The organism is Dyadobacter koreensis, from assembly GCF_900108855.1.
GTDB lineage: Bacteria > Bacteroidota > Bacteroidia > Cytophagales > Spirosomataceae > Dyadobacter > Dyadobacter koreensis.
The window spans coordinates 127,448-149,941 of record NZ_FNXY01000001.1 but is presented as its reverse complement, the minus strand read 5'-3'; the positions used below and the strand labels follow the sequence as shown (position 1 = coordinate 149,941).

At 41.1% G+C, this 22,494-nt stretch carries 20 protein-coding genes and 1 pseudogene; 11 read left to right on the top strand and 10 right to left on the bottom strand.

What is annotated here, in order from left to right; translation table 11 throughout:
• Positions 1-5: 5 nt before the first annotated feature.
• The 6 genes and pseudogenes from BMY70_RS00660 to BMY70_RS00635 form a co-directional block, all read right to left on the bottom strand.
• Positions 6-638: a response regulator gene (locus tag BMY70_RS00660; RefSeq protein ID WP_090330759.1), complete on the bottom strand. Its 633-nt coding sequence runs from the start codon at positions 636-638 to the stop codon at positions 6-8.
• A gap of 585 nt (positions 639-1,223) precedes the next feature.
• Positions 1,224-2,405 carry a glucuronyl esterase domain-containing protein gene (locus tag BMY70_RS00655; RefSeq protein ID WP_090330756.1) on the bottom strand — a complete coding sequence of 394 codons (1,182 nt, stop codon included), beginning with the start codon at positions 2,403-2,405 and terminating at the stop codon, positions 1,224-1,226.
• 166 nt (positions 2,406-2,571) lie between these two features.
• On the bottom strand, positions 2,572-3,321 hold the full coding sequence (locus tag BMY70_RS00650) for a CPBP family intramembrane glutamic endopeptidase (RefSeq protein ID WP_090330753.1): 750 nt from the start codon (positions 3,319-3,321) through the stop codon (positions 2,572-2,574).
• 122 nt (positions 3,322-3,443) lie between these two features.
• A pseudogene (locus BMY70_RS00645) lies at positions 3,444-3,821 on the bottom strand (SRPBCC family protein); the annotation flags it as partial.
• Positions 3,822-3,921: 100 nt separating this feature from the next.
• Positions 3,922-4,248 carry an ArsR/SmtB family transcription factor gene (locus BMY70_RS00640; RefSeq protein ID WP_090330751.1) on the bottom strand — a complete coding sequence of 109 codons (327 nt, stop codon included), beginning with the start codon at positions 4,246-4,248 and terminating at the stop codon, positions 3,922-3,924.
• Positions 4,249-4,735: 487 nt separating this feature from the next.
• Complete coding sequence (locus BMY70_RS00635) at positions 4,736-6,505, bottom strand: ABC transporter ATP-binding protein (protein ID WP_090330748.1); 1,770 nt, start codon at positions 6,503-6,505, stop codon at positions 4,736-4,738.
• A gap of 151 nt (positions 6,506-6,656) precedes the next feature.
• On the opposite strand from BMY70_RS00635, the gene BMY70_RS00630 reads away from it, so the two are divergent.
• The 5 genes from BMY70_RS00630 to BMY70_RS00610 all read left to right on the top strand — a co-directional run bounded on the left by BMY70_RS00630 (position 6,657) and on the right by BMY70_RS00610 (position 10,679).
• Positions 6,657-7,301, top strand: coding sequence for a 3-keto-disaccharide hydrolase (locus BMY70_RS00630; protein ID WP_090330745.1), 645 nt, complete (start codon positions 6,657-6,659; stop codon positions 7,299-7,301).
• An 80-nt stretch (positions 7,302-7,381) separates the two neighbouring features.
• A complete protein-coding gene (locus BMY70_RS00625; RefSeq protein ID WP_090330742.1) occupies positions 7,382-7,852 on the top strand; it encodes a YdeI/OmpD-associated family protein in 471 nt (156 codons plus the stop codon).
• A 67-nt stretch (positions 7,853-7,919) separates the two neighbouring features.
• Positions 7,920-8,279, top strand: a complete 360-nt coding sequence (locus BMY70_RS00620; protein ID WP_090330738.1) for a hypothetical protein — start codon at positions 7,920-7,922, stop codon at positions 8,277-8,279.
• Between the two features lie 395 nt (positions 8,280-8,674).
• Positions 8,675-10,288, top strand: coding sequence for a sensor histidine kinase (locus BMY70_RS00615; RefSeq protein ID WP_090330736.1), 1,614 nt, complete (start codon positions 8,675-8,677; stop codon positions 10,286-10,288).
• Entirely contained in the window at positions 10,281-10,679 is a 399-nt protein-coding gene (locus BMY70_RS00610) for a response regulator (RefSeq protein ID WP_090330733.1), read from the top strand. The genes BMY70_RS00615 and BMY70_RS00610 overlap by 8 nt, the downstream gene beginning before the upstream one ends.
• A 1,184-nt stretch (positions 10,680-11,863) precedes the next feature.
• Here BMY70_RS00610 and BMY70_RS00600 read toward each other — a convergent pair.
• Entirely contained in the window at positions 11,864-12,424 is a 561-nt protein-coding gene (locus BMY70_RS00600) for a sensor histidine kinase family protein (RefSeq protein ID WP_090330726.1), read from the bottom strand.
• 228 nt (positions 12,425-12,652) lie between these two features.
• Between BMY70_RS00600 and BMY70_RS00595 the strand changes: the two genes are divergently transcribed.
• The 5 genes from BMY70_RS00595 to BMY70_RS00575 all read left to right on the top strand — a co-directional run bounded on the left by BMY70_RS00595 (position 12,653) and on the right by BMY70_RS00575 (position 18,605).
• Entirely contained in the window at positions 12,653-13,459 is an 807-nt protein-coding gene (locus BMY70_RS00595; RefSeq protein WP_229209433.1) for a transglutaminase domain-containing protein, read from the top strand.
• 65 nt (positions 13,460-13,524) lie between these two features.
• Positions 13,525-14,643, top strand: coding sequence for an AI-2E family transporter (locus tag BMY70_RS00590; protein ID WP_090330720.1), 1,119 nt, complete (start codon positions 13,525-13,527; stop codon positions 14,641-14,643).
• A 103-nt stretch (positions 14,644-14,746) separates the two neighbouring features.
• On the top strand, positions 14,747-16,267 hold the full coding sequence (locus tag BMY70_RS00585; protein ID WP_090330717.1) for an FAD/NAD(P)-binding protein: 1,521 nt from the start codon (positions 14,747-14,749) through the stop codon (positions 16,265-16,267).
• Positions 16,251-17,165: an AEC family transporter gene (locus BMY70_RS00580; protein WP_143072023.1), complete on the top strand. Its 915-nt coding sequence runs from the start codon at positions 16,251-16,253 to the stop codon at positions 17,163-17,165. Before BMY70_RS00585 ends, BMY70_RS00580 begins: the two co-directional genes overlap by 17 nt.
• 57 nt (positions 17,166-17,222) lie before the next feature.
• A complete protein-coding gene (locus tag BMY70_RS00575) occupies positions 17,223-18,605 on the top strand; it encodes a glycoside hydrolase 5 family protein (protein WP_090330711.1) in 1,383 nt (460 codons plus the stop codon).
• Here the strand turns inward: BMY70_RS00575 and BMY70_RS00570 are convergent.
• Together BMY70_RS00570 and BMY70_RS00565 are read right to left on the bottom strand one after the other, a co-directional pair.
• Complete coding sequence (locus tag BMY70_RS00570; RefSeq protein WP_090330708.1) at positions 18,589-19,725, bottom strand: acyl-CoA dehydrogenase family protein; 1,137 nt, start codon at positions 19,723-19,725, stop codon at positions 18,589-18,591. The two genes, BMY70_RS00575 and BMY70_RS00570, sit on opposite strands and share 17 nt — an antisense overlap.
• A gap of 84 nt (positions 19,726-19,809) precedes the next feature.
• Positions 19,810-20,268: a hypothetical protein gene (locus BMY70_RS00565; protein WP_090330706.1), complete on the bottom strand. Its 459-nt coding sequence runs from the start codon at positions 20,266-20,268 to the stop codon at positions 19,810-19,812.
• Between the two features lie 257 nt (positions 20,269-20,525).
• On the opposite strand from BMY70_RS00565, the gene BMY70_RS00560 reads away from it, so the two are divergent.
• A complete protein-coding gene (locus BMY70_RS00560) occupies positions 20,526-21,104 on the top strand; it encodes a phosphatase PAP2 family protein (RefSeq protein ID WP_090330703.1) in 579 nt (192 codons plus the stop codon).
• 42 nt (positions 21,105-21,146) lie between these two features.
• On the opposite strand, the gene BMY70_RS00555 is transcribed toward BMY70_RS00560, so the two are convergent.
• Positions 21,147-22,490 (bottom strand): Gfo/Idh/MocA family protein, encoded by a 1,344-nt coding sequence (locus BMY70_RS00555; protein WP_090330700.1) that lies wholly within the window; start codon positions 22,488-22,490, stop codon positions 21,147-21,149.
• Positions 22,491-22,494: the final 4 nt, after the last annotated feature.

Sequence of the window (22,494 nt, the reverse complement as noted above, 5' to 3'; positions counted from 1 at the left end):
CAGTGTCAATATTTAAAGAGTGCTATTTTTTTCGATAATTCTATTTCATTAGCGACATTTAATTTGACATATAAACGATTTTTATAGGTGCTGACCGTTGAAGCTTTGAGTTTCATAATATCAGCAATTTCGTTAGTGAATTTCCCTTCGCCAATTAGCTGCATTACTTGCATTTCACGTGGCGAAAGGTTAAGAAACGAAGATTCTGTATTCGCAGGAGCATTGTTGATCATGTTATTGAGCATGACCTGCTGGATGGCAGGACTCAGATATTTTTTTTCTGAATGCAGCGTCAGGATTGAAAGCTTAAATTCGTCTCTGGAGGCCTGTTTTGAGATAAATCCGTCTGCTCCGGCGGAGATATAAGACAATGCATAAATTTTTTCATCGTAGCCGGAATTGATAAGAATTTTGACTTGATTTTGAATAATCTTGATTTGGCTGACCATACGAATCCCCTCGCCCTCGGGTAAATCAATATCCAAAATGATATAATCAAAAGGTTCATTGGCAAGATGTTCAAGACCTTCTGAAAAAGAGCCCGCAGATTTTACTTTCGCGTTTGAAAAGACCTGCTTAATCATTACTTCAATGCCAAGCGCTGTCAGGGAATGGTCCTCAAATATCAAAAAGTTCATTAGCTAATTTATTTTTTATGACACTGCGCAAGTCTTAGGTATTCTTCGATAACCAAGCAGAATTTGAATTGAAGACATTAAAATTTTTCTACAAATATGTTAAAAATTCGCTACAAATCTTTGGCATTAAAAATGCAAGATTTGTCCCCGGAAAGTTGATATGAATTTGCTTTCAAAACATTTTGATCAGCTATTATTTTAAATTAAAAGTTAAGCAGTTGCTAAGTAGCTAATTAGCTTCTTGTTAATGTGAATTATTGAAAGTTTGTGAATGCGGGCATATGGGAAATACCTGGCGGATACTGAAAATCATTTGAATTAATTTCAAATATATGTTGAGTAAAAAATATGCTCCATGGGTTATACCTATGGAGCATTTTGTTGTACGCGCAGAAGAGCAATTGGGAAAAGCAGTCAGTATTCGCCACTGCGTACTTTTACTTTTCCATGCGAACGGTGATTTTGTATAGTGAAACAAGGTTTGACAAAGGTCGGCTATTACCTAAGGTCGTTTTGTAGTAAATCGAGTCAGAGTTTGTAGAAAAATTTTGATTATCAACCGGGCATGTAGGATTTATATCTTCATTATCTTTTGAAATACAAATCAGCAGTTTTTACAAATTGCTCCCAGTCGTAAGCTGTCAGATCATGAATCCCTTTGCGGATGTGATATGACAGAGGAGGTTTTAATGATGGCGTATTCATTGGCGGTGGAGCGTCCGGCAAGCTTGATTTCAGATTATAAAGCTTATATATTTTTTCAGCCTCTTTCTCTGCCATAAAAGTCCCTTTCGGATCAGCCCACAAGTCTTCAGAAGCATTGGTTACATATACGGCCCTTGGCGCGACCGCTGCAATCAACATATGCTGGTCAATCGGTAGAGCCTTCTCATTACTATTGTAATTTTTATAATTTTCGTTAAACCAATGAGGAAAAGTTGTATTGATCCGTTCAATGGTTTCACCATAACGACGGCGAGAAAGTGCGGCACCGGTATTTCCTGAACAATTTGTTACACACATGGCAAAACGCTGGTCCTGGGCAGCCGCCCAAAGAGAAGCCTTGCCGCCTCGAGAATGACCAACAATGGTGACTTTTGAGGCGTCAATTGCGCTATCCTTTTCAAAATAATCCATCACCCGGCTAGCTGCCCACGCCCAGGCGCCGACCGCTTTCATTCCGTTATCGCTGCCGAGCTGCTCCGGATACAGCCTTAGTACACCGTTTTGGAAACTATTTTTATTATCAGGGGCTGCATCGCCATAATAAAACGCTGCAATGGCATATCCAGCCTTGATCACCTGCTCCGCAGGCCAGAATCCACTGATTGTATCCCGCGTGACGGACGTATTTTTTTCGCTGCGATTGTTTATTAGAAGAAATACGGGAGCAGGCTTTCGGGTTTGATTCGGGGTGAAAAGTATCAGATTAATAATAACTGATTGCTGGTGATTTTTAACTGAAATTTCAACTTCTTTCAGATGCGCTTTTCTATTCATCGCGTTTGGATTTTCTGCTTTGATCTTAAAAGAAATCTCGTCAAATTTTTTAGGCATTGTACCATAAACATGCTCTTCGAAAAGCGAGATGATTTCGGGCCTTCTAATATCTTCCCATTGCTTTGCAGTGTTTATTCTTTGGTTATTGATGGATAACAGAAGGTCGGGTAAGGTATAGGCAGGAACCTTTGCCTCGTCGTAATTCTGGGCTGCGAGCAGGTGACAGGTCAGGAGAAAGGAAAATAGGATAACAGCAATTTTGATCATCTTCGGACCAGAGTATGTCAGGATTAAAGTCTTAGACTATGTGGTAAAGAAGAATTCAGCTGATTTTTACTTAAAGTAATTTATCACTCCGCTATTGTTAAGCAAAATAGAAATGGTTTGATACACTACATATCGTTGTGCTGAAAGCAATTTTCAGGAGGGTAATTTAGTTTTTCAAAAGATAAAAAATTGCATAGATCATTCCCAGATTAAATGCGGAATGACAAATGATAGATCCTAATATGGAGCCTGAATATTTTTTGAAGAGAGAGAAGAGTATGCTGACAAAAAACATAGAGATTATCCAAATGATTGTGGGTAAGGGAAGCAGGGTCCATTGGCCATCAAGAAATATCAATCCAAAATGTGAAATATGTGTGAGTGCGAAAGCGGTGCTGTCCACCAGAGACGCGTTGGTATTACCGATGGATTTAGCAAAACTGGAATGAACAATTCCTCTAAAAAACAATTCTTCGCCAACCGGGCTGAAGGTCATTCCGGTAACAGCCATGACGGTAAACAAAATGGATTTAGTTTTCTCATCGATATGATCCGGAATTCTGTATGATTTTCCGATATAGATATACCAGTTTTCATAAGAATTTCCATAACAAATTTTTCCTGCTACATACAGTAAAAGGCTAATCAATAAGCCGCAAACAAATGCCGTCAGCAGCCATCCGTAATTTCCGGATGAAACGATGCCAATATCACGGCGGCCGGATTGGGTCAGGAATAGGAAAGGTGCCATGGCGGAAACCAGCATTATAATTCCAATGTAACCATAGTTACCTGTTGCATTTGCTTCCAGAACCAGCAGAAAACGTGGCACGCAAATTAAAATGATCAGAAAAACGCCGAATTTCCAGTTAAATTCGAAAAAACGTTGCCAGAAGGCTCTTAGTTCGGTATCCATGTTTTAGTTATGATGCCCGAAACTAACACTTTGTAACGTTTTTCTGTTAAACTATGTCCGTTAATCAAGTATTGATCCTTACCCGAATTTTCGAAGAACCGGTAAGGATCAAAAATGATTTCCTATAACAGGTCGTCCAGATTGGAAAGCGCGGAAATAAACCCTTCTTTAAAACCCATCTCAACAGTGGCTTCCAGATCGGAAAGACTGTCGTATTGAATGGCCACGGACACGATCGTCAAATCGTCTTTCTCCCTAAAAGTATTAGTCCATTTCGATCTTGGAAATGACTCATTGATTTTTCCATCCTGATCGCAAAACGCATCCAATGCAGAAAAACTCTTTAACGAATCAATAAACTCGTAATCTGCTCTTGCCCAGTGTTCCTCCCCCTCAGGCCCAACCATTGCGTACAGCCAGTGTCCTCCAACAGTAAAGTCCAGTGACTTGGTTTTTGCTTTCCAGGGTTTTGGTGCCCACCACTGATCCAGAATTTTAGGCTCAGTCCAGGCAGACTAAACTTTATGGACAGGTGCTGCGAAGGCTCTTTCTACGTTAATCACTTTACTTTCCTTGTCTACGGAAAAATTCATAAGCAGGTTACTTTTCATTTTTATCTGAATTTAGGTTGATTAATACTTGATCCAATTGGTCAAAGCGATCTTCCCAATGCTTCTTGAATTGGGCTAGCCAGTGATCCACTTCTTTCATTTTAACAGGGTTGAAGTGATAAGTAATTTCCCGGCCAAGTTTATTTTGTGTCAGAAGCTGACATTCCGTAAGGATCTGAATATGTTTGGAAACAGCCTGTCTGGTTGTGTCAAAATGGTCGGCCAGGGCATTTGGTGTCATAGGTTGGGCTGCGAGCAAAACTAAAATTGCTCTTCTGGTCGGGTCGGCAATGGCCTGAAATATATCTCTTTTCATGTTCTGATTCGAATAATTGGCAATCGATCGGTTGCAAATATATATGCAACTTTTTGGCTGCGCAATATTTTTGATGGATTTTTTCAGTTTTGTTGGCTTGTAAAAGATAGAAAAACTAAGGAGTAGAATAATACATACTTGATAGCAGACGCGGTTCGGACATGAAAATTAGTAGAAAACCTATATTTGTACTGTCCCCTGAGCCGATTCACCGGCAGAAACCTTGACATCGCAAGAATTGTCAGGTAGTTTTCATTCCCAGTATTCTTCTGCTTTGTACCATTGAAATCTGTATGAATATCATCCACATACATGTGCATAATAGTTGCAAGAAGATTACCTGCGGGAGTTGAGCGTTTAGGCCATTACCACGCGTTGTTACCCCAACAAGATGGTCGGCAGGAGTGGAATCAGAATGTTTGTGCCGACCTCATTTTAAGATTTTTATCTTGGATTTGCAAATGGCTGACCAAAGTCTATCCATCAGCTAAAACTCTTCGCTTTTTACTTTTCCCATCAAATCATGAAAGTTTTTGCTGCTTTGGTCTAATCGGCTGAACGAGCCTTCATCGATTATTCGGCCGTCTTTTAGTATGTATATGTAGTCGAATTTCGGAAGCAAGTGGAGCCTGTGAAGAGCAGATAGCACCGCTTTGTCTTTGAATTCTTCAAACATATTATCATAAATCATGGCTTCTGTTTTAGGATCGACACTGCTTGTTGGTTCATCCAGAAGAACTATTTGACTACTTCTGGCAGCTAGAACACCTCTTGCTAGCGCCAGGCGTTGTTTTTGACCTCCTGAAAGATTTACGCCCTTTTCTTGTATATTAGATTCCAGACCTTTCGGCAATTTTTCAAGAACACTTGCGAACTGTGTGGTTTTACAAACTTCGTTTATATCCCTGGTATCAAAAGGAAGTCCAAGTGTTATATTGTATTCAATTGTATTCTCAAATATTTCAGGATCTTGCGGAAAAAGAGTAACTGCTTCTGCCAAGGTATCAAGCGGAAGATTTCCTGTATCGTCAACATTTACTATCGCACCTTTTTCAGCATCGTACAGACCCCTGAGCAATGCCAGAAGTGTACTTTTTCCGCTTCCGCTTTCTCCAATAAATGCAATCCTTTCTCCGCGCCGAATCCGAAGGTTCAGCCCGTGCAAGCTATGAGCTTTTTTATTTTCGTCATAAGTTTCTGAATGTGAGAAACTTATATTTTTTATTGTAATTATTTCCCAGTTTTCAGACAGTGCATTTGTACTCTCGGGACGATGTTGATCATGATAAGCCTGTCCAATCACACGGGCAGTTTGTACTTCGGTGTTGTATCGGATAATCTCGGTGTATTGCCAGGCGACATCCTGGAAAACACTGGTGAATTGATTTACATAACCAAGAAGCGTTACCAGGCCGCCAACCAGAAATATGGTGCCGGGTGCATAATTCTGATAGATATAACCAATTGTAACAACTACATAAATTAACCCTATGAAAAGGCTTGCCACAAACCATTTCCATTCATTGATAAGTACGGTTTTTCTGAATGGAGGGAAAACATCTAAAACTTTACTCATCAGACTGCTTTCCATCCTTTTTTCAAGCCGTAGTGTAATTACTGTGATAATATTTGACAAACTATCGAACAGCGTAGAGGAAACAATATGTTCTTTTTCGTTTGTTTCATCCAAGGCTTTGATAAAGGGTTTGTCGAACTTAAAAATTACCCAAACGGTCAAAATGCCGATTAAAACGCCAATTGATCCAAAAAGCGGAGAAAAATAGACGATCGCGACAAATGAAAATACGAATTTAGAAAATGCATGAAGGAACATGAATCCGTTTTGAAAAAAGTCTTTCAATGCCTCGTAAGCTTTCCGGATTCGGTTTATGGTAGCTCCACTGTGGTGATCCTGATGCCAGCGAATTGGTAAATGAAGTGATTGATGGTAAAGCTCATCTAAAAAGTTCTTGCTGAGATCGAACGCTAATTTACGTTCCATAACCCTTGCCGGACCGTGAAATGCCCATTCCAGAAGCGTCAGGCCTATATAGGCGCCTGCATACCACCAGACATTTCTTAGCACTGCATCACTGTCTTTTTGCACAGATTCAACAAACCAACCATATAATAAAGGGTGAAGGGCCAGCACTACATTGGCCATCACAAACATTCCGTAAACTAATAAGTAACGCTTTTTCTGTTGACGGGCATAGCGCCAGGCGGTAGACAAGAGAGAAATGTAGGGATTCTGCATTCGAAAGATTGTTGTAATAATACAAAGATAGTTTGGTTTTGAATTGGAGCGTTAACAAATTGAATTTTGTCAAAACAGTAGTTTTCCATATTCATTGTGCTTTTTGCAGTGTAGGAATAAATATTCATTTTTCGGTTATCTCGGAATCATTATGAAAAGAACAATAAACATATTAGCCGCATTTGCGCTGCTGACAGTCATGGGAAGTGCTGTTTCTGATACAAAACAGGACGGCTGGATCTCAATTTTCGATGGTAAATCATTAAAAGGCTGGAAGGTAGGAAATAATGCGAGCTCCTTCTCGGTAGTAGATGGCGCTATTCAGGTTGCCGGTCCGACTGCTCATTTATTTTATGAAGGTCCTGTTAAAAATCATATGTTTAAAAACTTTGAGTTCAAGGCTCAGGTCATGACCAAACCAGGTGCGAATTCTGGCATTTATATACATACAGCCTACCAGGAATCGGGTTGGCCTTCCAAAGGTTATGAGGTTCAGGTTAACAATTCTCACACGGACTGGAAACGGACCGGTAGTCTTTATAATATTCAAGACGTAAAAGAAACCTACGTAAAAGATAACGAGTGGTATACGGAATATATCAAAGTTGAAGGCAAACATATCACCATCAAAATCAATGATAAAACGGTTGTTGATTACGAAGAATCAGACACTGATAAAAGATCTGGCGGAGAAAAAGACCGTATTCTAAGCAGCGGAACTTTTGCGTTACAGGCACATGACCCTAAAAGTGTCGTCCTTTTTAAGGATATACAGGTCAAACCACTGACTGAGTAATTTTTGATCGAAAGCCTTTCCTTATGCAATAATTCATTTATCGGGAAAGGCTTTTTTATGCCTTAAAAATTATTAATATTTTGGCAGATTCAGTTAAATTCGAATCAATTCTGGAAAGGATGCCAGGAAAAGGAGGACTTTTCTATATGCCTGTTCCCCAAGAAGCAGCCCTTCAGTTCATGCCCGACAGAAAGCCGGTTCGAGTGGTCTGTATGCTGAATAATAGCGTCGAATTTCAATGCGCCATCAGGCCAAAGGGCGACGGTGGCTTTTTTATTAATGTCGGTCCGTCAATTAGAGCGGAAGCGAAATTGGCATTAGGATGCAAACTCTTCGTGAAGATTTGGCCGGATGAAAGCACATATGGGCGTGATTTGCCAGAGGAGCTTTCAGAACTTCTGGCTATTGACCCGGAAGGGAACAGGCTGTTTCACCAATTATTACCAGGTCTTCAACGTGGCATCATTCACTATGTCGCCTCTTCCAGAATTGTCCAGACAAGAATTGACCGAGCCATTAAAATGATAGATCGTTTGAAGATCAATCATTAAATGCTGCTGGAATAGTTTTGGTAACCATATAAATTGGTCAAAAGTATTCACAAAAGGATTAATTTAAATGGAACAAAACCTGGAACCCGGCGATCTTGTGGAATCTTCTTTCGATGGTATCTGGAATGTTCAGTCTGTTGAAAGTACGTCTGTGAAATGTTTTCGGTATGATGATGACTGGGAAAGGCATGAAAAAGAATTCAAAACAGAGGAGTTAAAGACTTTATACAATAGTCCGGATAACATCATTATTGAAAACGGAGATGTGCGACTTTCTTCGGGAGGTCCTGTCTGGACGGTTTCGACAATTTTACAGACGACTGCGAGTTGCAAAATGCCTCAGGAATTTGATTTCATGGAGGTGGAATTGCCGCTAAAATCATTGATGAATGTTACCAATGAGGAGCAGAACAACATCGATTTGTAAAATGCAATAAAAACGTTTTTAAACAGAGTACCTGCCGCAGCATTCTTGACCTGGAAAATTTCTTATTCTTTCCGTTCATGGTGACTGCGGCAGTTTTTTTTGCTGAAATGCTTTGCCGTTTTAACTAGATCCATTACTCCAAGGAATGCTAATTGATTTAATATCAGCCCGAAAATTATAATTTTGACAATTGCGAAAGGATAATGTAGCATGTATCTTTTACTGATTGACTATTGTTGCAGTAAAAATTCTAGTATTTAAATTCGATAGAAAATTTTCTATATTAGTGTTGCAGTTCAGTGATTTTCAGCTTGAATATGCCCGTTGAGTGGCGGTGTATTTGTCATTCTGACGGGAATTTTCTTTGAAATTCTTAGGCGCATTTTAACCCATACTTGATCATTATTTTGGAATATCCCGAGCTTGTAAAAACCAAGCCGCACGACTGTATTGCAGTTTGTGGTAAGGTGCATAATGTCGCTATTGCCAACTCTTCTTTACCGAGGCAGGTTACGGGTTTTTTTACCGATATTTTCAATACAAGTTCCTGGCCTGCGAGATGGCACTGCGGCGAATGGACGGACTTTCATGGATGGTTGTATATTCTTTCTGATCTGGGTATCTGGGCTGCCTATTTCGCAATTCCTCTTTTACTGCTACGACTCGTAGGGAAAATCAAAGACACTCCTTTTTATAAAGTTATTCTGCTTTTTATGGCATTTATCATGATGTGCGGTTTGACACATTTAATAGATGCCATTATTTTCTGGTGGCCAGCTTATCGGCTAAGTGCGTTGATCAGATTTATTACCGCAATTATTTCGATCACGACTGTATATAAACTCTATCAAAACTTACCATTAATTCTTTCTTTGCGTACCGTCAGAGAATTAGAAGCTGAGATAAAAAAACGACGGATAGTAGAGGAAAGACTGGCAGGGAGTGAGTTTCTTTTGGCGGAAGCAGAAAGAATAAGCCGGGTTGGGGGTTGGGAGCAGGATTTGCTCTCAAACAAATTTACGTGGTCTAAAACTGCACTGGATATTATTGAGCTTCCGGCTGTTGCAAAAGTGGACAATATCAGTTTACTGGATTATTTTGATGAGCAGGACAAGCCACTTTTATCAGCAGCATTTGAAGGCGGCCGGAAAGATGGTGTCAAATGGGATATTGAGTTGTTGTTGAATACATACACAGACAGGAAAATATGGGTGCGGATTTCTGGTGAACCTCTTTATAACAGGGGAGGAAAAGTGGTTAAAGTCCGGGGGATCTTAATGGACATCGATCGGTACAAAACAACAGAACTGGCGTTAAATAAATCACTGGAAATTACCAGTAAAAATAATGGCCAGCTTAAAAATTTCACGCATATTCTTTCTCACAACATACGGAATCACGCGAGTAATTTGCAGCTGATTTCATCGCTGGTCAATAATGAGAAGCTTGACGCCGAAAATGCAGAACTTTTCGGAATGATAAAAAATGTATCCCAAGGGCTGGATGCGACACTCGAAGACCTATCGCAGGCGTTAAAAATAAAGGAGAGTGTAATGGTGTCCGAGTTGCTTGATTTTAGAAAGATTACTGACAAGACACTCGGAATTCTAGAATCGGATATCAATGTTAAGCATGCTGAAATCGTTTGTACTTTTGAGGTGGAGAAAGTACTTTTTCCACGTATTTATCTTGAAAGCATTCTATTGAATCTAATATCAAATGCTATTAAATACAGAAAGCCGCTTGTAAATCCTTCCATCCACTTACTTTCTTACAAGAACGAAGACGGATGTACAGTTCTTGAATGCAGAGACAATGGATTAGGGATTGATTTGAACTTACACGGACAGAAGATTTTTGGTCTATACAAAACATTTCACGATCATAAGGATGCACATGGGGTGGGATTGTTTCTGGTGAAAACGCAGATAGAATCCCAGGGAGGAAGGATTGAATTGGAAAGCGCCTTGGGTGAAGGTTCAACTTTTAAAATAATCTTTAATGAATAAACTCAATACAGTTTGTGTTATCGACGATGACTTGATTTACAGCATCGCCATTAAACACATCATCAACCGTTCCGAAATATCTACGGATACACAGTTTTTTAAGAATGGCCAGCCCGCACTTGAATACTTCAAACAAAACCTTACAAATATTGCTTCACTTCCCGATGTGATTTTGCTGGATCTGAATATGCCGATATTGGATGGCTGGCAATTTTTAGATAAGTACGAACCTCTTGTTAATCAGATTTCTAAAACAATTCCGGTCTACATTGTCAGTTCGTCTGTGGACGAAGAGGAATATAAAAAAGCGAAAACCTTTCAGACGGTGAAAGATTTTATTGTTAAGCCGATAACTGTTGAAAGATTACAGCAAATTGCACAGGAAATCTAGCTTGCCTGACTGCTCAGTTCGCTGTCGACTGTTATTTCTTTTTGCGTCCATTGCGTCCGCTTTAACATAGGAAGTTCTATTAAATGCCAGGAAAAGCAGGCTATCGGGAGCCTCAGCAACAATGTGAAAATTAAAAATAAACAATCGGCAGGTTTGGATAATCGTGTATCAGAAGTTGCAGTATAGGGAAGGCGTAAAGATATATGCCATATGAGAAGTCTCCGTATGTTCCGGCCCTGTTGATTTTGCTTTTCATTCGGCAAAAAAGGAAAATTACGTACGAGAGCAGCAAATATAGCAAGATCCGGCTGAGTGGGAAACTAGAAAAGTTTATAAACAACCCCAGAGCGGTGGCCGCAAGAAAGCCTAAAAGTCTTGAAAAAGGAACCTCGGTTTGATCAAGGAAAAAAAGTGCTCCGCTGGAAAAAAAGATAAAAAATTCGATCAAGTGACCCACTGACATGTTCACCGGGGGATAGTGGGCTTGCAAGATGGGATTTTCAAGCCGTAGTGCTCTGATAAAACGACAACCGCCTACTGATCAATAGAAAAAATCGCTTTTTTAATAGCCCTAGTTTGAAAATTAAATAAATACCAAAATAAAAAGTAAACTTATAAGTCAACCTAAAATAATCTCTCAGGCTTAGCTTAGTATCTAGTGGCCCGAGAATAAAAATACTCATCAGGACAGTAGTAATAAGAGCAGGGAAAATTCTTAAAGCTCTTTTCGAAAAAAACGAAGATGCGGAAACACTGTTTTGTGCGCTCTTACCAATTAAGAAACTACTTATTTTAAGAACACTCTAACGGCATAAAAACTTAAAGAATTGGCATCTAATAATCGCAAGGGTTCTTGATCCGCTTTATCAAGATAAATTAAAACAATGGGTGGACAGAACACCCAGAGCTGCCGCTAATCCTGGAAAATCAAAATTGTTGCTGGTTTTGTCAGGGAGGTAAAATTTATTCATGCCTGGGCAGTTAAATCAGGCGGCAAATCTTTTATTAGTAATGGTAAAAGAAACGTATCCGAATTCAAAGGCCGATTTATTCAACGCTATAAATAATTGATAACCTGATTGATAGGAAGTGTATTCCTTTGAGAGCTGAACCGAAATATGCGCATAAAATGCAAAACGAATTACGGTTACTGTTTAGTAACAATCCTCGCTTTGTAGACTTGACTAAGCATTTTTAAATGATAACTCGAAGCAAAAGTTTTCTTCAGCGTGAAAGCTGCTTTTACCATTTAGCATCCTGACGACAGTTTCAATAAGGCTGTTGCAGTGCGGCGATAGGTTTTTAAATAATGGGTCTGTATCACCGACGATACCATAAAGAAATTCTAGTTTCCCATATTGAAAGCGGCATTGAATTTTGATTTGAGGTTCCTTACCAAAACCATTACCCTTTGGGATCTCTGCTAAAAGGCAGTCCAGCAAGATTGCCAGAAGTATTGCCTTATTCTTCTGTAACCAGATATCATCGAAATCATAGGTAATAGAGCCGGGACAAATTTCAAGCAAATGGCTGATTTCTTGCAGAATGTCCCGCAGAAAGGTAAGCAGCTGAATTTCTTCCAGATGTTCTTCCTGATAGAACCGCCGGAACGTATTCGCGCGTTGTTCCGTCCTACGCAAGATTTCTATAAAGGAATCTGAAAATTCAATTCCATTTAATTGTAACAATAGCTGGTCGGACACCGATTCCGGGGCGTAATCCTGCCCAAATAGGTTCTTTTCCATAAAGATCTGTGTGTCGTTAATTTGCAGAGGTATAATCAACGGTAAAATTAATTATAAATACGTAGCTAAAATTATTCTATAAGACCGTTCACTAACTATTCGAGCAATTTTGTAGCGTACGTGCCCGGTGTATTTCCTGAAATGACACTTTTTATCCCTTTCAAATAACTGGCATAATTGTAATAAAGGAAAAATATAACCAGACTAAAATCCAGAATACTTATGAAAATGAAAGGTAGAAGCGTCATTACCTACAATGTTTACGCGCCAACAAATGTGATTTGCATGCTGCGTCCGCGACGCCAAAATGGGCAATCCATTATAGAGGAGGGATTTAATATTGAACCTTCAGTCCCTTTTTCGGAATATACCGATTTATACGGTAATGCCTGTCAGCGTTTCGTTTTACCTAATGGTCAGGTTACGATCACAACGGAGGTACAGGCCCAGGTCAATCCAACAAAGCAGATTCCATCACCGGTTCCGGGTTATATTCTGGTAGGTGATCTTCCCGATGAAGTGATGTACTATATTCTTCCAAGCCGTTACTGCCAGTCTGATCTGCAGGAGCTCAGTAACCTGGCTTTCCAGATCGCAGGCAATTTTGTGCCGGGATATGATCAGGTCGAAGAAATAAGAAAATGGATTCATCAGAATATTAAATATCAATACGGAGTTTCGGATTCCACTACTACTGCGCTTGATACCGCCAGGAATCGTATAGGTGTATGCCGTGATTTTACACATCTGGCGATTTCACTTTGCAGAGCGCTCAGCATCCCGGCAAGAATGACTGTTGGATACTTGGATAAATTACAGGAAATGGATCTTCACGCATGGTTTGAAGTCTATATAGGCGGAGAATGGTATACATTTGACGCTGTGCAGGAAGTGACAGAAGGGTATCGTATAGAAATTGCGCATGGCCGTGACGCTGCAGACGTGGCGATGATTACACAGTTTGGGAATGCAACTTTGCAATCGCTTCATGTAGAAGTTAATCTGCTGGAAAATGAGCCTGTAAGTCAAAATTAGCAGTAACCTTGAACTTAAAAAATCGTAGTTGCCGGTATTGCAACGAATCCATACGCTAATAATTAATGAGTAATATTTTCAGGGGTAGATCCACCGGCCAGGACGGTGCTGAATTGCATGGAGAAGTCCGTTATCCTTTTTACATTAAAACGCCGATTATTATCATCGGCCTTTATTTATTGTTCTACATTGCGTGGCTTTTGCAGGATGTTATTGTCCCGTTCGCCTTTGCAGGTCTGCTGGCAATTTTGCTTAATCCGGTTTTTAACTTTTTTGTGACCAGGAAAATTAACAAAATCGTTTCCATTGTGCTGACCATACTGCTGGCCGTTTTAGTATTGGGAGTGGTTATGTTTTTTCTGTCAGCACAGATTGCACAGTTTGGACAAATGTTGCCGCAACTCGAGCAAAAGTCACTGTCGCTTATTCATGATCTTCAGGAATGGCTGACTACTCAATTTGGTATCTCAACCGAAAAACAGATGAGTATGGCCAAAGATGCTATGAATGGAAGCAAGGCTTACATCGGCAAGACTCTCGATACGCTTGTCGGCATGCTTACGTTCTTCGTTCTGATCCCTTTGTATATCTTTTTGCTGCTTCTTTACAAGCCGCTCATACTGAATTTTATCTATGAGGTGTTTGAAGAAGACAACGAGGAGCAGGTGGCTGAAATTTTGCAGGAAACCAAGAGCGCTGTGCAGAGCTACATCGTTGGCCTTTTAATTGAAACCTTAATTATTGCTGTTCTGAATTCGGCAGCACTTTTGCTTTTAGGTGTAAAATACGCGGTATTGCTTGGCGTGATCGGTGCAATATTAAATCTGATTCCCTACATAGGCGGAATTGTTGCGATAGGCTTACCAGTCTTAATGTCATTGATCACCGGCGATAGTTTGACTACGCCACTGCTTATTGTCGCAGCTTACACGCTGATACAATTTGCTGATAATAACATTATCGTCCCGCGGGTGGTTTCTTCCAAAGTATCAGTTAATGCCCTGATTTCTATCCTTATAGTGCTTCTCGGTGGACGTCTATGGGGTGTGAGCGGTATGTTTTTATCGATTCCTTTCGTTGCGGTTTTGAAAATTATTTTTGACAGAATAGAGGGTTTGAAGCCCTGGGGGAAACTGCTTGGTGATAAGATGCCGGAAGATGCCCCAAAGGAAGTTGTGAATTAGTATAACGGCAAAAATTTTCTCAATTTTTTATAGCACGATTGTTTTAGGCCAGTCAGAAATTGTAAAAAAACAATTCGGCTGGCCTGATTTATAATACTTGAATATGCATTTAACTAATATTACCATTATTGGAGGAGGTGCCTGCGGCATATCACTTTTCATTGAGCTTTTTCTCCAACTTAGAATCGCCAATTCTCATAAGAAAGTTTCCATAACTATTATCGAAGAAAATGAGGAAGTCGGAAAAGGGCTCGCATTTGGTACCAAACAGCCCGGGCACATTCTCAATACACAGGCTGACCTTATGGGAATTCATTTTGCCGAACCTGCACATTTTAGTGAATGGCTAAAAAAACATGATTCCAGAGTCGGGAAAGAGATTGTCGATAACCAAGGGGAGGATCAGGCATTTACAACCCGCAGATTGTATGGTGATTACCTGAAAGAGCAATTTGATTTATATTTCGAGTTGGCAGAAAAAGAGGGAATGTCCGTCGATTTAATCAAGGCAAGTGCCACCGATATCGAAAAGCAGAAAAATGGTTATTCGATTCAACTATCATCCGGACAAAGAAAATTGTGCGACTTTGCCGTCCTGGCAACAGGAACCCCGGTTGCTAATATGTATGAAGAACTGAGTGACAAAAAGAATTATTTCGACTCTCCGTGGCCTTCCTCGAAAATTCTTGATCGCGTTCCCAGAAATGAAAACGTTGGCATCTTGGGATCTAGTTTAAGTGCAATCGATGCGCTGATGACGTTAGCCGATAATGATCACCAGGGGAAAATCACCTTTTATTCTCTGGACGGATTAATGCCCAGAGTCCAGGTGGAAAAACCTGAATCTTACAATTGCCAGCATTTGACGGTGAGCAATTTACATAAAATTCAACGCGAAGAGTTGAGAAGCCCGACGATTTTTGAAATATTCCGCTTATTTAAGAAGGAGGCGGAAAACTTTAAAGGCAAGAAAATAAACTGGAAAAAGACAAAACGAACAGGAGTTAAGGCCGATAAACTTCTAAAAAAAGATATAGCGATCGCTGAACAAGGCGGCGATGCGCTGATGAATATCCCTTACGCGCTTCGCTATGAAAGTTCTCAGATGTGGAAACTTTTGGACGAAAACGACAAGCTCCGGTTTAAGAGCTGGCTCGGTGGTTACTGGGCTGTGAACAGGCACTGTATGCCCTTGGTAAACGCCAAAAGAATTGAAAAACTATTTGAAGCAGGCCAGCTTGAGGTGATTCCCAAGCTTGAAGATGTTGCTTTTGACGAAAGTGATGAGCGCTTTGTTCTGACTTGTCAGGATAAAAAAAGGAAAGAAAAATTCCTGATTAACGCAACTGGGCCAGCTTCTGCCGTAAAAGATATGAAATCTGAACTGGTTAAAAATCTTGCAACACGAAAACTTATTGAGCCGGAAAAGGCGGGCGGAATTAAGATTAATACGCAGACGATGCAGGTAATAAATCGGGGAAAATCGTGCCCGGATTTTTATGCTCTTGGCCATATTACCAATGGACTATTACTGGATGTGAATGCGGTTTGGTTCAATGTTAAAACAATTGGTAATCTTAGCCAGCATCTTATAAACAGCATCACGGGTGAAAATTCTCTTTAAATTATACTCCGAGCTTTTACCGGTTATGGCTTTTATTCCGGTAGGCTATTTCGTTAAAAAATGGATTAATGTCAAACCGGAATATGTCAGCGGACCACTTATAAAAGTTTTGCTGCCACTTCTTGTGTTTTTTAATGTACTGGATGCTGAAGCGGAAAAACTTTACATTCTTCCGGTTTTTACGTTTTTGCTGGCACTGGCCATGATTCCAGCTGCCAACCTTGCGCATAAAAAGTTTGCAAAAAACTCAAATCCACTTCTCCTTAGAAGTTCATTTTCTTTCTTTAACATCGCTTTTTTTGGTATTCCCACCGTTACAGCGCTTTATGGACAGGAAAAAGTCAGTGCCCTTATTTGTATTTACCTGGGTTCGGCTCTTTATGGAGACACAATCGGTTATTATCAGGTTGCAAAAACAAAACATTCTCCGAAGGAAGCGCTTGCAGAAGTTCTTAAAATTCCTTTTTTATATGTTCTGATTGCGGCTGTGATCAGTAAAATATTTGACGCAAAAACACCAGATTTCATTGAGCCTATCTTAAAAGTGATCAGCTTCATCGTATCCAGTGCCGGTATGCTCATTGTTGGATTTCAGCTGTCAGATGTAAAGTTCAGAAATTTAAAATTAGGTTATTTTGGAAAAATTCTTGGTTTCCGCACACTGGCTGCGGTCTTGATTCTTGGCGTGCTTATGACTGCTGAATATTTTATTTTTCAGATTCTTGATGATACGGATTACAAAATGCTTTTTCTTGTTTCGCTTTTTCCTGTCGCCGCCAACGTCACAGTTTTCGCTTCTTTCCTGAAAACAGAAGAAGAACAATCTTCGCTGCTTGTGTTTCTTTCTGCATTGTTGTCCCTTGTTCTGGTTTCAATTGCTGCGTTGTTTCTTAATTGAAATATATTGGCCACGTCCTTGAAGCTTGTAGCTTTGGGGGCATAGCCAGATGAAATTATGGAAAAATTGAAATGGATAAAGGTATGCGGACAGTCGCCTTATTTTGAGGATGAGGACGGCCGGAGCTGGACACCCATAGGTCAGAACGACGCGCTTACCTGGCCGGAACTGCAAGGGTTATTTCTTAGGAAAAACTTCAGTGAAGCAGAAGAATACCTGGCATATCTCTCAGCAAGTGGTGTAACCTGTCTTAGGATTATGCTGGAATATTGCCAGACCGAGAATCGTTATCTTGAACGTCCCGCAGGAAATTTTCAAAGAAACATGATTCATTTTTGGGACGATCTTTTCACGCTCTGTGAAAAATACAAGCTTAGACTTATGCTGACTCCGTTTGATACATTCTGGATGTCGCGGCGCTGGAATTTTCACCCTTACAATGCCAGAAACGGTGGCCCGTGCAAAAGCAAATGGCAATGGCTCAGCTCAGATGAAACCCGGGATGCAATTAAAAACCGTTTGTCCTTCGTGATCAGGCGGTGGGGCGGAAGCGGGGTGATTTTTGGCTGGGATCTTTGGAATGAGCTACACCCCCGGCATAACAAGAAAAGAATTGAAGGGTTATCTGATTTTATCACAGACGTGAGCGATTACGTTAAAAATCTGGAATTAGAACTGTTTGGCAAAACTCACCCACAAACCGTTTCTGTATTCGCCCCCGACCTGGATCATTATGCCATGCATGATATCGTTTTCAGACATCCTGCGCTGGATTTTACGAGTATCCATTTATACAAAAAACCTCAGATCGACAGCCCGCGGAATAGTTTTGACGCGGCGTTTGTAACAGGAGAAATGATCAAAGAAGCATTGATACATACACCGGAATTCAAACCGTTTTTAGACAGTGAACACGGGCCAATTGATTTTTTCAGACGCAATCGGAAGAATCTGCCTGATGACTTTGATGACAACTACTTTCTTACTATCCAGTGGGCGCACATAGCCTCTGGTGCTGCGGGTGGCGGTATGCGTTGGCCTTACCGTCATCCGCACACTCTGACGCATGGTATGCGCTGCGCTCAAAAAAATCTTTCGGAATTCGTTGAGCTAATCCGCTGGAACAAGTTTAACCGAAAAAATCTTGCCGATGTGATCCGAATAAATGATCCGACCATTGCTGTATTTGCCTGCGGGGATTTTTCACAAGTAATCGTCTGGCTTTTGCAACGTCCGTTGAGAAAATTAAAAACAAAGAATAAAAACTATTCTATTGTTTCAATCCCTGATCTTGCCAATGGAAATTATCGTATTTCTCTTTGGGACACTAAAAAAGGTTTGATTGAAGATCGTTTGATGTCAAAAACTGAAACTACATTAAATATTTCACTGCAGATGAGCTCAGACAACGTCGCCATAGCGATTACGGCAGTTTGCTGACCATTTGTACTGCCCAGAGCTTCCGGGTATCGGGCTGTTTAAAGACAAAATCACCTATGGAGACAAGAGAAGCATCAGGAGCTGGCTGGCGAAGATAAGTTATTAAATCTCTGTGAATTCTTTCAAGATTTCCCGGCCGCAGAAGGCCGCGGGCGCCAACAGATCGTTCGGATAAAGTCATGCAGCGCAGACATATTTCCTCGATCATGCAACGAGCCATGTTAATGTAGGCAATAATATGTTCACTCCCGTATTGACCGGATTCCAACTTATGCGCTGTCTGGCTGATCCATAAATTCCCTGTTTCAACCAGGAAGGACATTTCTGCGATACGGGATTTCTGGAAAGGATCTTCTGTTCGGCTGATAGACTTCAATAAATGATGAGTCTCTTCCAGAACTGCTTCCGCGCCGCCAAGTTGAACAGAACAAAACCGAATTGCTCCGGATGAAAAATGGGGTTGTTTATAATAATCGTTTGGTGCGCCAAGAAAATCCTCTTTACTAATGATTATTCCTGTAAAATCCATTCTGAAACTGGCTGATGCACGCATGCCCAGGGGCTGCCAGAATGACTTGTCCTGTTTTATTGCAGCAACTTTTTCTGTGGGAATAATACACATCTGCCACCCTTTAATGCTTGGCGATTTAAGCTCGGCAGTAATAAGCGGCCGCTGGATCTGATCACCACCGGAGCAAAAAGTCTTTGACCCTTTTAAAAGAAAATTGCCATCAGCACGCTCGTGAGCAAAAACACCATCCTGATCTTGTGTATTCCAGACACCAAAAAGTTTTTGTCCCGAGGTCACTTCTTCAAACCAACGTTTCTTTTGCGACGCTGTTCCGTAAATATTTACCAGTTGAAGTGCATTCATATGCCCTTCGAAAATTCTGCCAACCGGAAGGCTCGCCCTTCCGAGCGATTTTAGCAAGTTAAGATTGTTGATCAGATTGTCTGAGTTAAAAGTCATACTTGACCTTTTAATCGGGAATGACAAAAGCTCCGACTGGCGAATCTCTTTAAATTCGTCCGTCGGGAAATTTCCATCTGCATCACTCAGAGCGGCATGTTGCTTAATGCAGTGAAAAATTGGGTCAAAATCAGAATGGTTTGAGAACATATCATTAAGCTGGCGAAAGCAGAATTAACTTTTTAGCCATAGCCTAATAGAATCGTACCCGGCCTGATCGTGTCTCGGCAGAGCTTATTTACAAAGAACTTTGGATAAGACAAGTCCGTCAAAACGAACTTGTTCAGGTTTGGCAAAAACAATTTTCCCATTTTGTTCGATATGTTCACCAGAACCCTGGATCAGCAAAGTATCCTGTCGAAGAAAAATAAGCTGCTGGACGCTTTCTGAAGTCGCTGTTTTAAAAGTGCATACCGCTTTAAGGGTATCGCCAAACATTTTTCCAAAGAAAGATCCGTTATTCTCATCCTTTTCATAAAGTTTATAACCCAGACTGCCCTTAATACTGTCGCCATACATAAGCGCGTTCATCAAAACTGTATCTTTTTTAAAAACAGAGGAATAGCAGACGTTAAAAGTACTGTCTTCATCAGATCTTTTTGTGTTCAGCGCCGAATGCTGTGTCGGGTTTGAATTGCATGATGAAAGCAAGAAATTAGCTATAACGGATATTGTAAACAATGATTTTTTCATAGGGTATCAGTTGGTGATCGTAACCTAGTCAGGACTTGTGGTCTGTTGAAAGATAAAGCTTTGCAAAATTGCCTGAACGCTCTGGGAGAAAGTATGATCGTACCGCTACTGAATTATGATTAATGTCAGGTCTTCCAACTATAAGTTACGAGTACAGGCATTGTATTCTTGGGAACAAAGAGCAGTAAATGACTGTATGGTAAATAGAAATCAGCTGGATCCCGGGTCGGGACGAAGGACACATTTTTATAAACAAGATGAAAAACGCTTTACTGATCTGTTACACTCTTTGCTTCTTTTCGGTGAAGGCGCAAACTGGTGTTGATAAATTTGATCTGCGCATTCTGAAAAAAATAGAAGCTGCCAGAACGGAAAGACAAACAAAAATATTAAGAAGCATTTCAGACGCGAATAACTACGTAAATATTGCCATTCCGGCCGGACTATTGGTTGGTGGAATTATTGATAATAACAAAGGCATGCGGCAAAATGCTTTATACGTCGCAAGCAGCACAGCGTCGACAGCAGTGCTGAATTTTGCCTTGAAGAAAATTTTTAAAAGGCCAAGACCCTTTCTGGTACACGTCAGCCTGACACCGGTTTATAAACCGTCTCAGTATTCGTTTCCGTCAGGCCACACATCATCGTCTTTTAGCACTGCAACGGCTCTGACGATGGCTTATCCAAAGTGGTATGTCGCCGCGCCTTCCTTCATTTGGGCGGGCGCCGTAGGTTATTCTCGCGTGTACTTAGGAGTCCACAACCCCTCCGATGTGGCGGCAGGTGCTGTGCTGGGTGCCGGAACGGCGCTAGGTCTGGGATTTATCAGACCCTGATTTTCGGCGTTGATATTGATATGCCAACGCCGAAAGGTTCGTTTAAACAACCGGCTTCCAGCCGTTTTCATAGTCTCGTGACCATAATTTCTGCGCATCTTTATCGCCCAGGATATGTCCGTTTTTAGGATCAATTTTTAGGTCTCTTCCCACACGCCAGGCGATATTTCCAAGCTGCATCGCGACAACACTTTTGAATCCAAGTTCAACATCGCAGTTTGGCAGGCGGCCGTTTTTAATCGCATCCAGAAAATCCATCACATGGAGATTATCCATACCTAAACTCGGGCTGGCCGTATTCCTTCCCTGCACAGCGCCTTCATCTTTTGAACTCACTTCTTTCAAGAGTTTTCCATCCAGATCATAGACCTTGTAGCTGTCGCCCCCGGTATCCAGACTTCCGTTCTCTCCGTAAAAAATAATTCCGCGATCCAGACCCTCGACTTTTCTTCCGTTCGAACTCCTTGACTCCCAGATAAGAGAAATACGTCCGGGGTAATCCATGGCTATGATTTGTGTATCAGGAGTTTCCCAGTCATCCTTAAATTCATAGCGGCCGCCGACGGAACTGACACGTGTAGGAAAGTCAACACCCAGCCCCCAGCGTGCAACATCCACCTCATGCGTTCCATTATTCAATGCCTCGCCGGTTCCCCAATGCCAGAACCAATGCCAGTCATAATGAATTAATCCGTCTTTATAAGGCATGCGCGGCGCGGGGCCCTGCCATAATTCGTAGTCCAGCCAGGAAGGAACGGTTCCCGGTTTCAAAATAGTTGCCTTGCGTTTGTTTGTATACCAGGTTTTTGCCAGATAAACCCGGCCTATAATTCCCTTATGTAACTCTTCAATACCTTTGGTTAAAATAGGAGCAGACCTGCGCTGCGCACCCATCTGAACCACCCTTTTATATTTGCGGGCTGCTTCAACTGCCAGCTCGCCCTCGCGCGGATTATGGCTTAAAGGTTTCTCAACGTAGACGTGCTTTCCTGCCTGACAGCCCATAATGGTAAGCGGTGCATGCCAGTGATCAGGCGTAGCGATATAAATAGCGTCGATGGATTTGTCTTCCAAAACCTTACGGCAATCTTTTTCTGATTTTGGTGTCTGAACCTGTCTGGTTTCCATAATTGTCTTGATCGCCTTGGGAATAGCTCTTTCATCTACGTCGCAAACAGTTCCTACTTCGGCATTCTTTTGCGCGGCAAATGTGCCTCCCATACTATTTCCGCGGCTGTTGACACCAATTGTTGCCACGCGGATCAGGTCATTCGCACCGACAATTCGGTTGTAACTTTTAGCACTGAACCCAACGGCAGATCCTCCAATTGTGACACCAACCGAAGCAGCTGTAATGGTCTTCAAAAAATCTCGTCTATCCCGCATAAAT

Excerpts from the sequence above, each read along its gene's own strand:
- BMY70_RS00630 (WP_090330745.1), top strand. The coding sequence starts at position 6,657 with ATGAAAAGAACAATAAACATATTAGCCGCATTTGCGCTGCTGACAGTC.
- BMY70_RS00555 (WP_090330700.1), bottom strand. The coding sequence starts at position 22,490 with ATGCGGGATAGACGAGATTTTTTGAAGACCATTACAGCTGCTTCGGTT.
- BMY70_RS00610 (WP_090330733.1), top strand. The coding sequence starts at position 10,281 with ATGAATAAACTCAATACAGTTTGTGTTATCGACGATGACTTGATTTAC.
- BMY70_RS00655 (WP_090330756.1), bottom strand. The coding sequence starts at position 2,405 with ATGATCAAAATTGCTGTTATCCTATTTTCCTTTCTCCTGACCTGTCAC.
- BMY70_RS00650 (WP_090330753.1), bottom strand. The coding sequence starts at position 3,321 with ATGGATACCGAACTAAGAGCCTTCTGGCAACGTTTTTTCGAATTTAAC.
- BMY70_RS00620 (WP_090330738.1), top strand. The coding sequence starts at position 7,920 with ATGGAACAAAACCTGGAACCCGGCGATCTTGTGGAATCTTCTTTCGAT.
- BMY70_RS00595 (WP_229209433.1), top strand. The coding sequence starts at position 12,653 with ATGAAAGGTAGAAGCGTCATTACCTACAATGTTTACGCGCCAACAAAT.
- BMY70_RS00570 (WP_090330708.1), bottom strand. The coding sequence starts at position 19,725 with ATGTTCTCAAACCATTCTGATTTTGACCCAATTTTTCACTGCATTAAG.
- BMY70_RS00660 (WP_090330759.1), bottom strand. The coding sequence starts at position 638 with ATGAACTTTTTGATATTTGAGGACCATTCCCTGACAGCGCTTGGCATT.
- BMY70_RS00575 (WP_090330711.1), top strand. The coding sequence starts at position 17,223 with ATGGAAAAATTGAAATGGATAAAGGTATGCGGACAGTCGCCTTATTTT.
- BMY70_RS00640 (WP_090330751.1), bottom strand. The coding sequence starts at position 4,248 with ATGAAAAGAGATATATTTCAGGCCATTGCCGACCCGACCAGAAGAGCA.
- BMY70_RS00635 (WP_090330748.1), bottom strand. The coding sequence starts at position 6,505 with ATGCAGAATCCCTACATTTCTCTCTTGTCTACCGCCTGGCGCTATGCC.
- BMY70_RS00600 (WP_090330726.1), bottom strand. The coding sequence starts at position 12,424 with ATGGAAAAGAACCTATTTGGGCAGGATTACGCCCCGGAATCGGTGTCC.
- BMY70_RS00560 (WP_090330703.1), top strand. The coding sequence starts at position 20,526 with ATGAAAAACGCTTTACTGATCTGTTACACTCTTTGCTTCTTTTCGGTG.
- BMY70_RS00585 (WP_090330717.1), top strand. The coding sequence starts at position 14,747 with ATGCATTTAACTAATATTACCATTATTGGAGGAGGTGCCTGCGGCATA.
- BMY70_RS00565 (WP_090330706.1), bottom strand. The coding sequence starts at position 20,268 with ATGAAAAAATCATTGTTTACAATATCCGTTATAGCTAATTTCTTGCTT.
- BMY70_RS00590 (WP_090330720.1), top strand. The coding sequence starts at position 13,525 with ATGAGTAATATTTTCAGGGGTAGATCCACCGGCCAGGACGGTGCTGAA.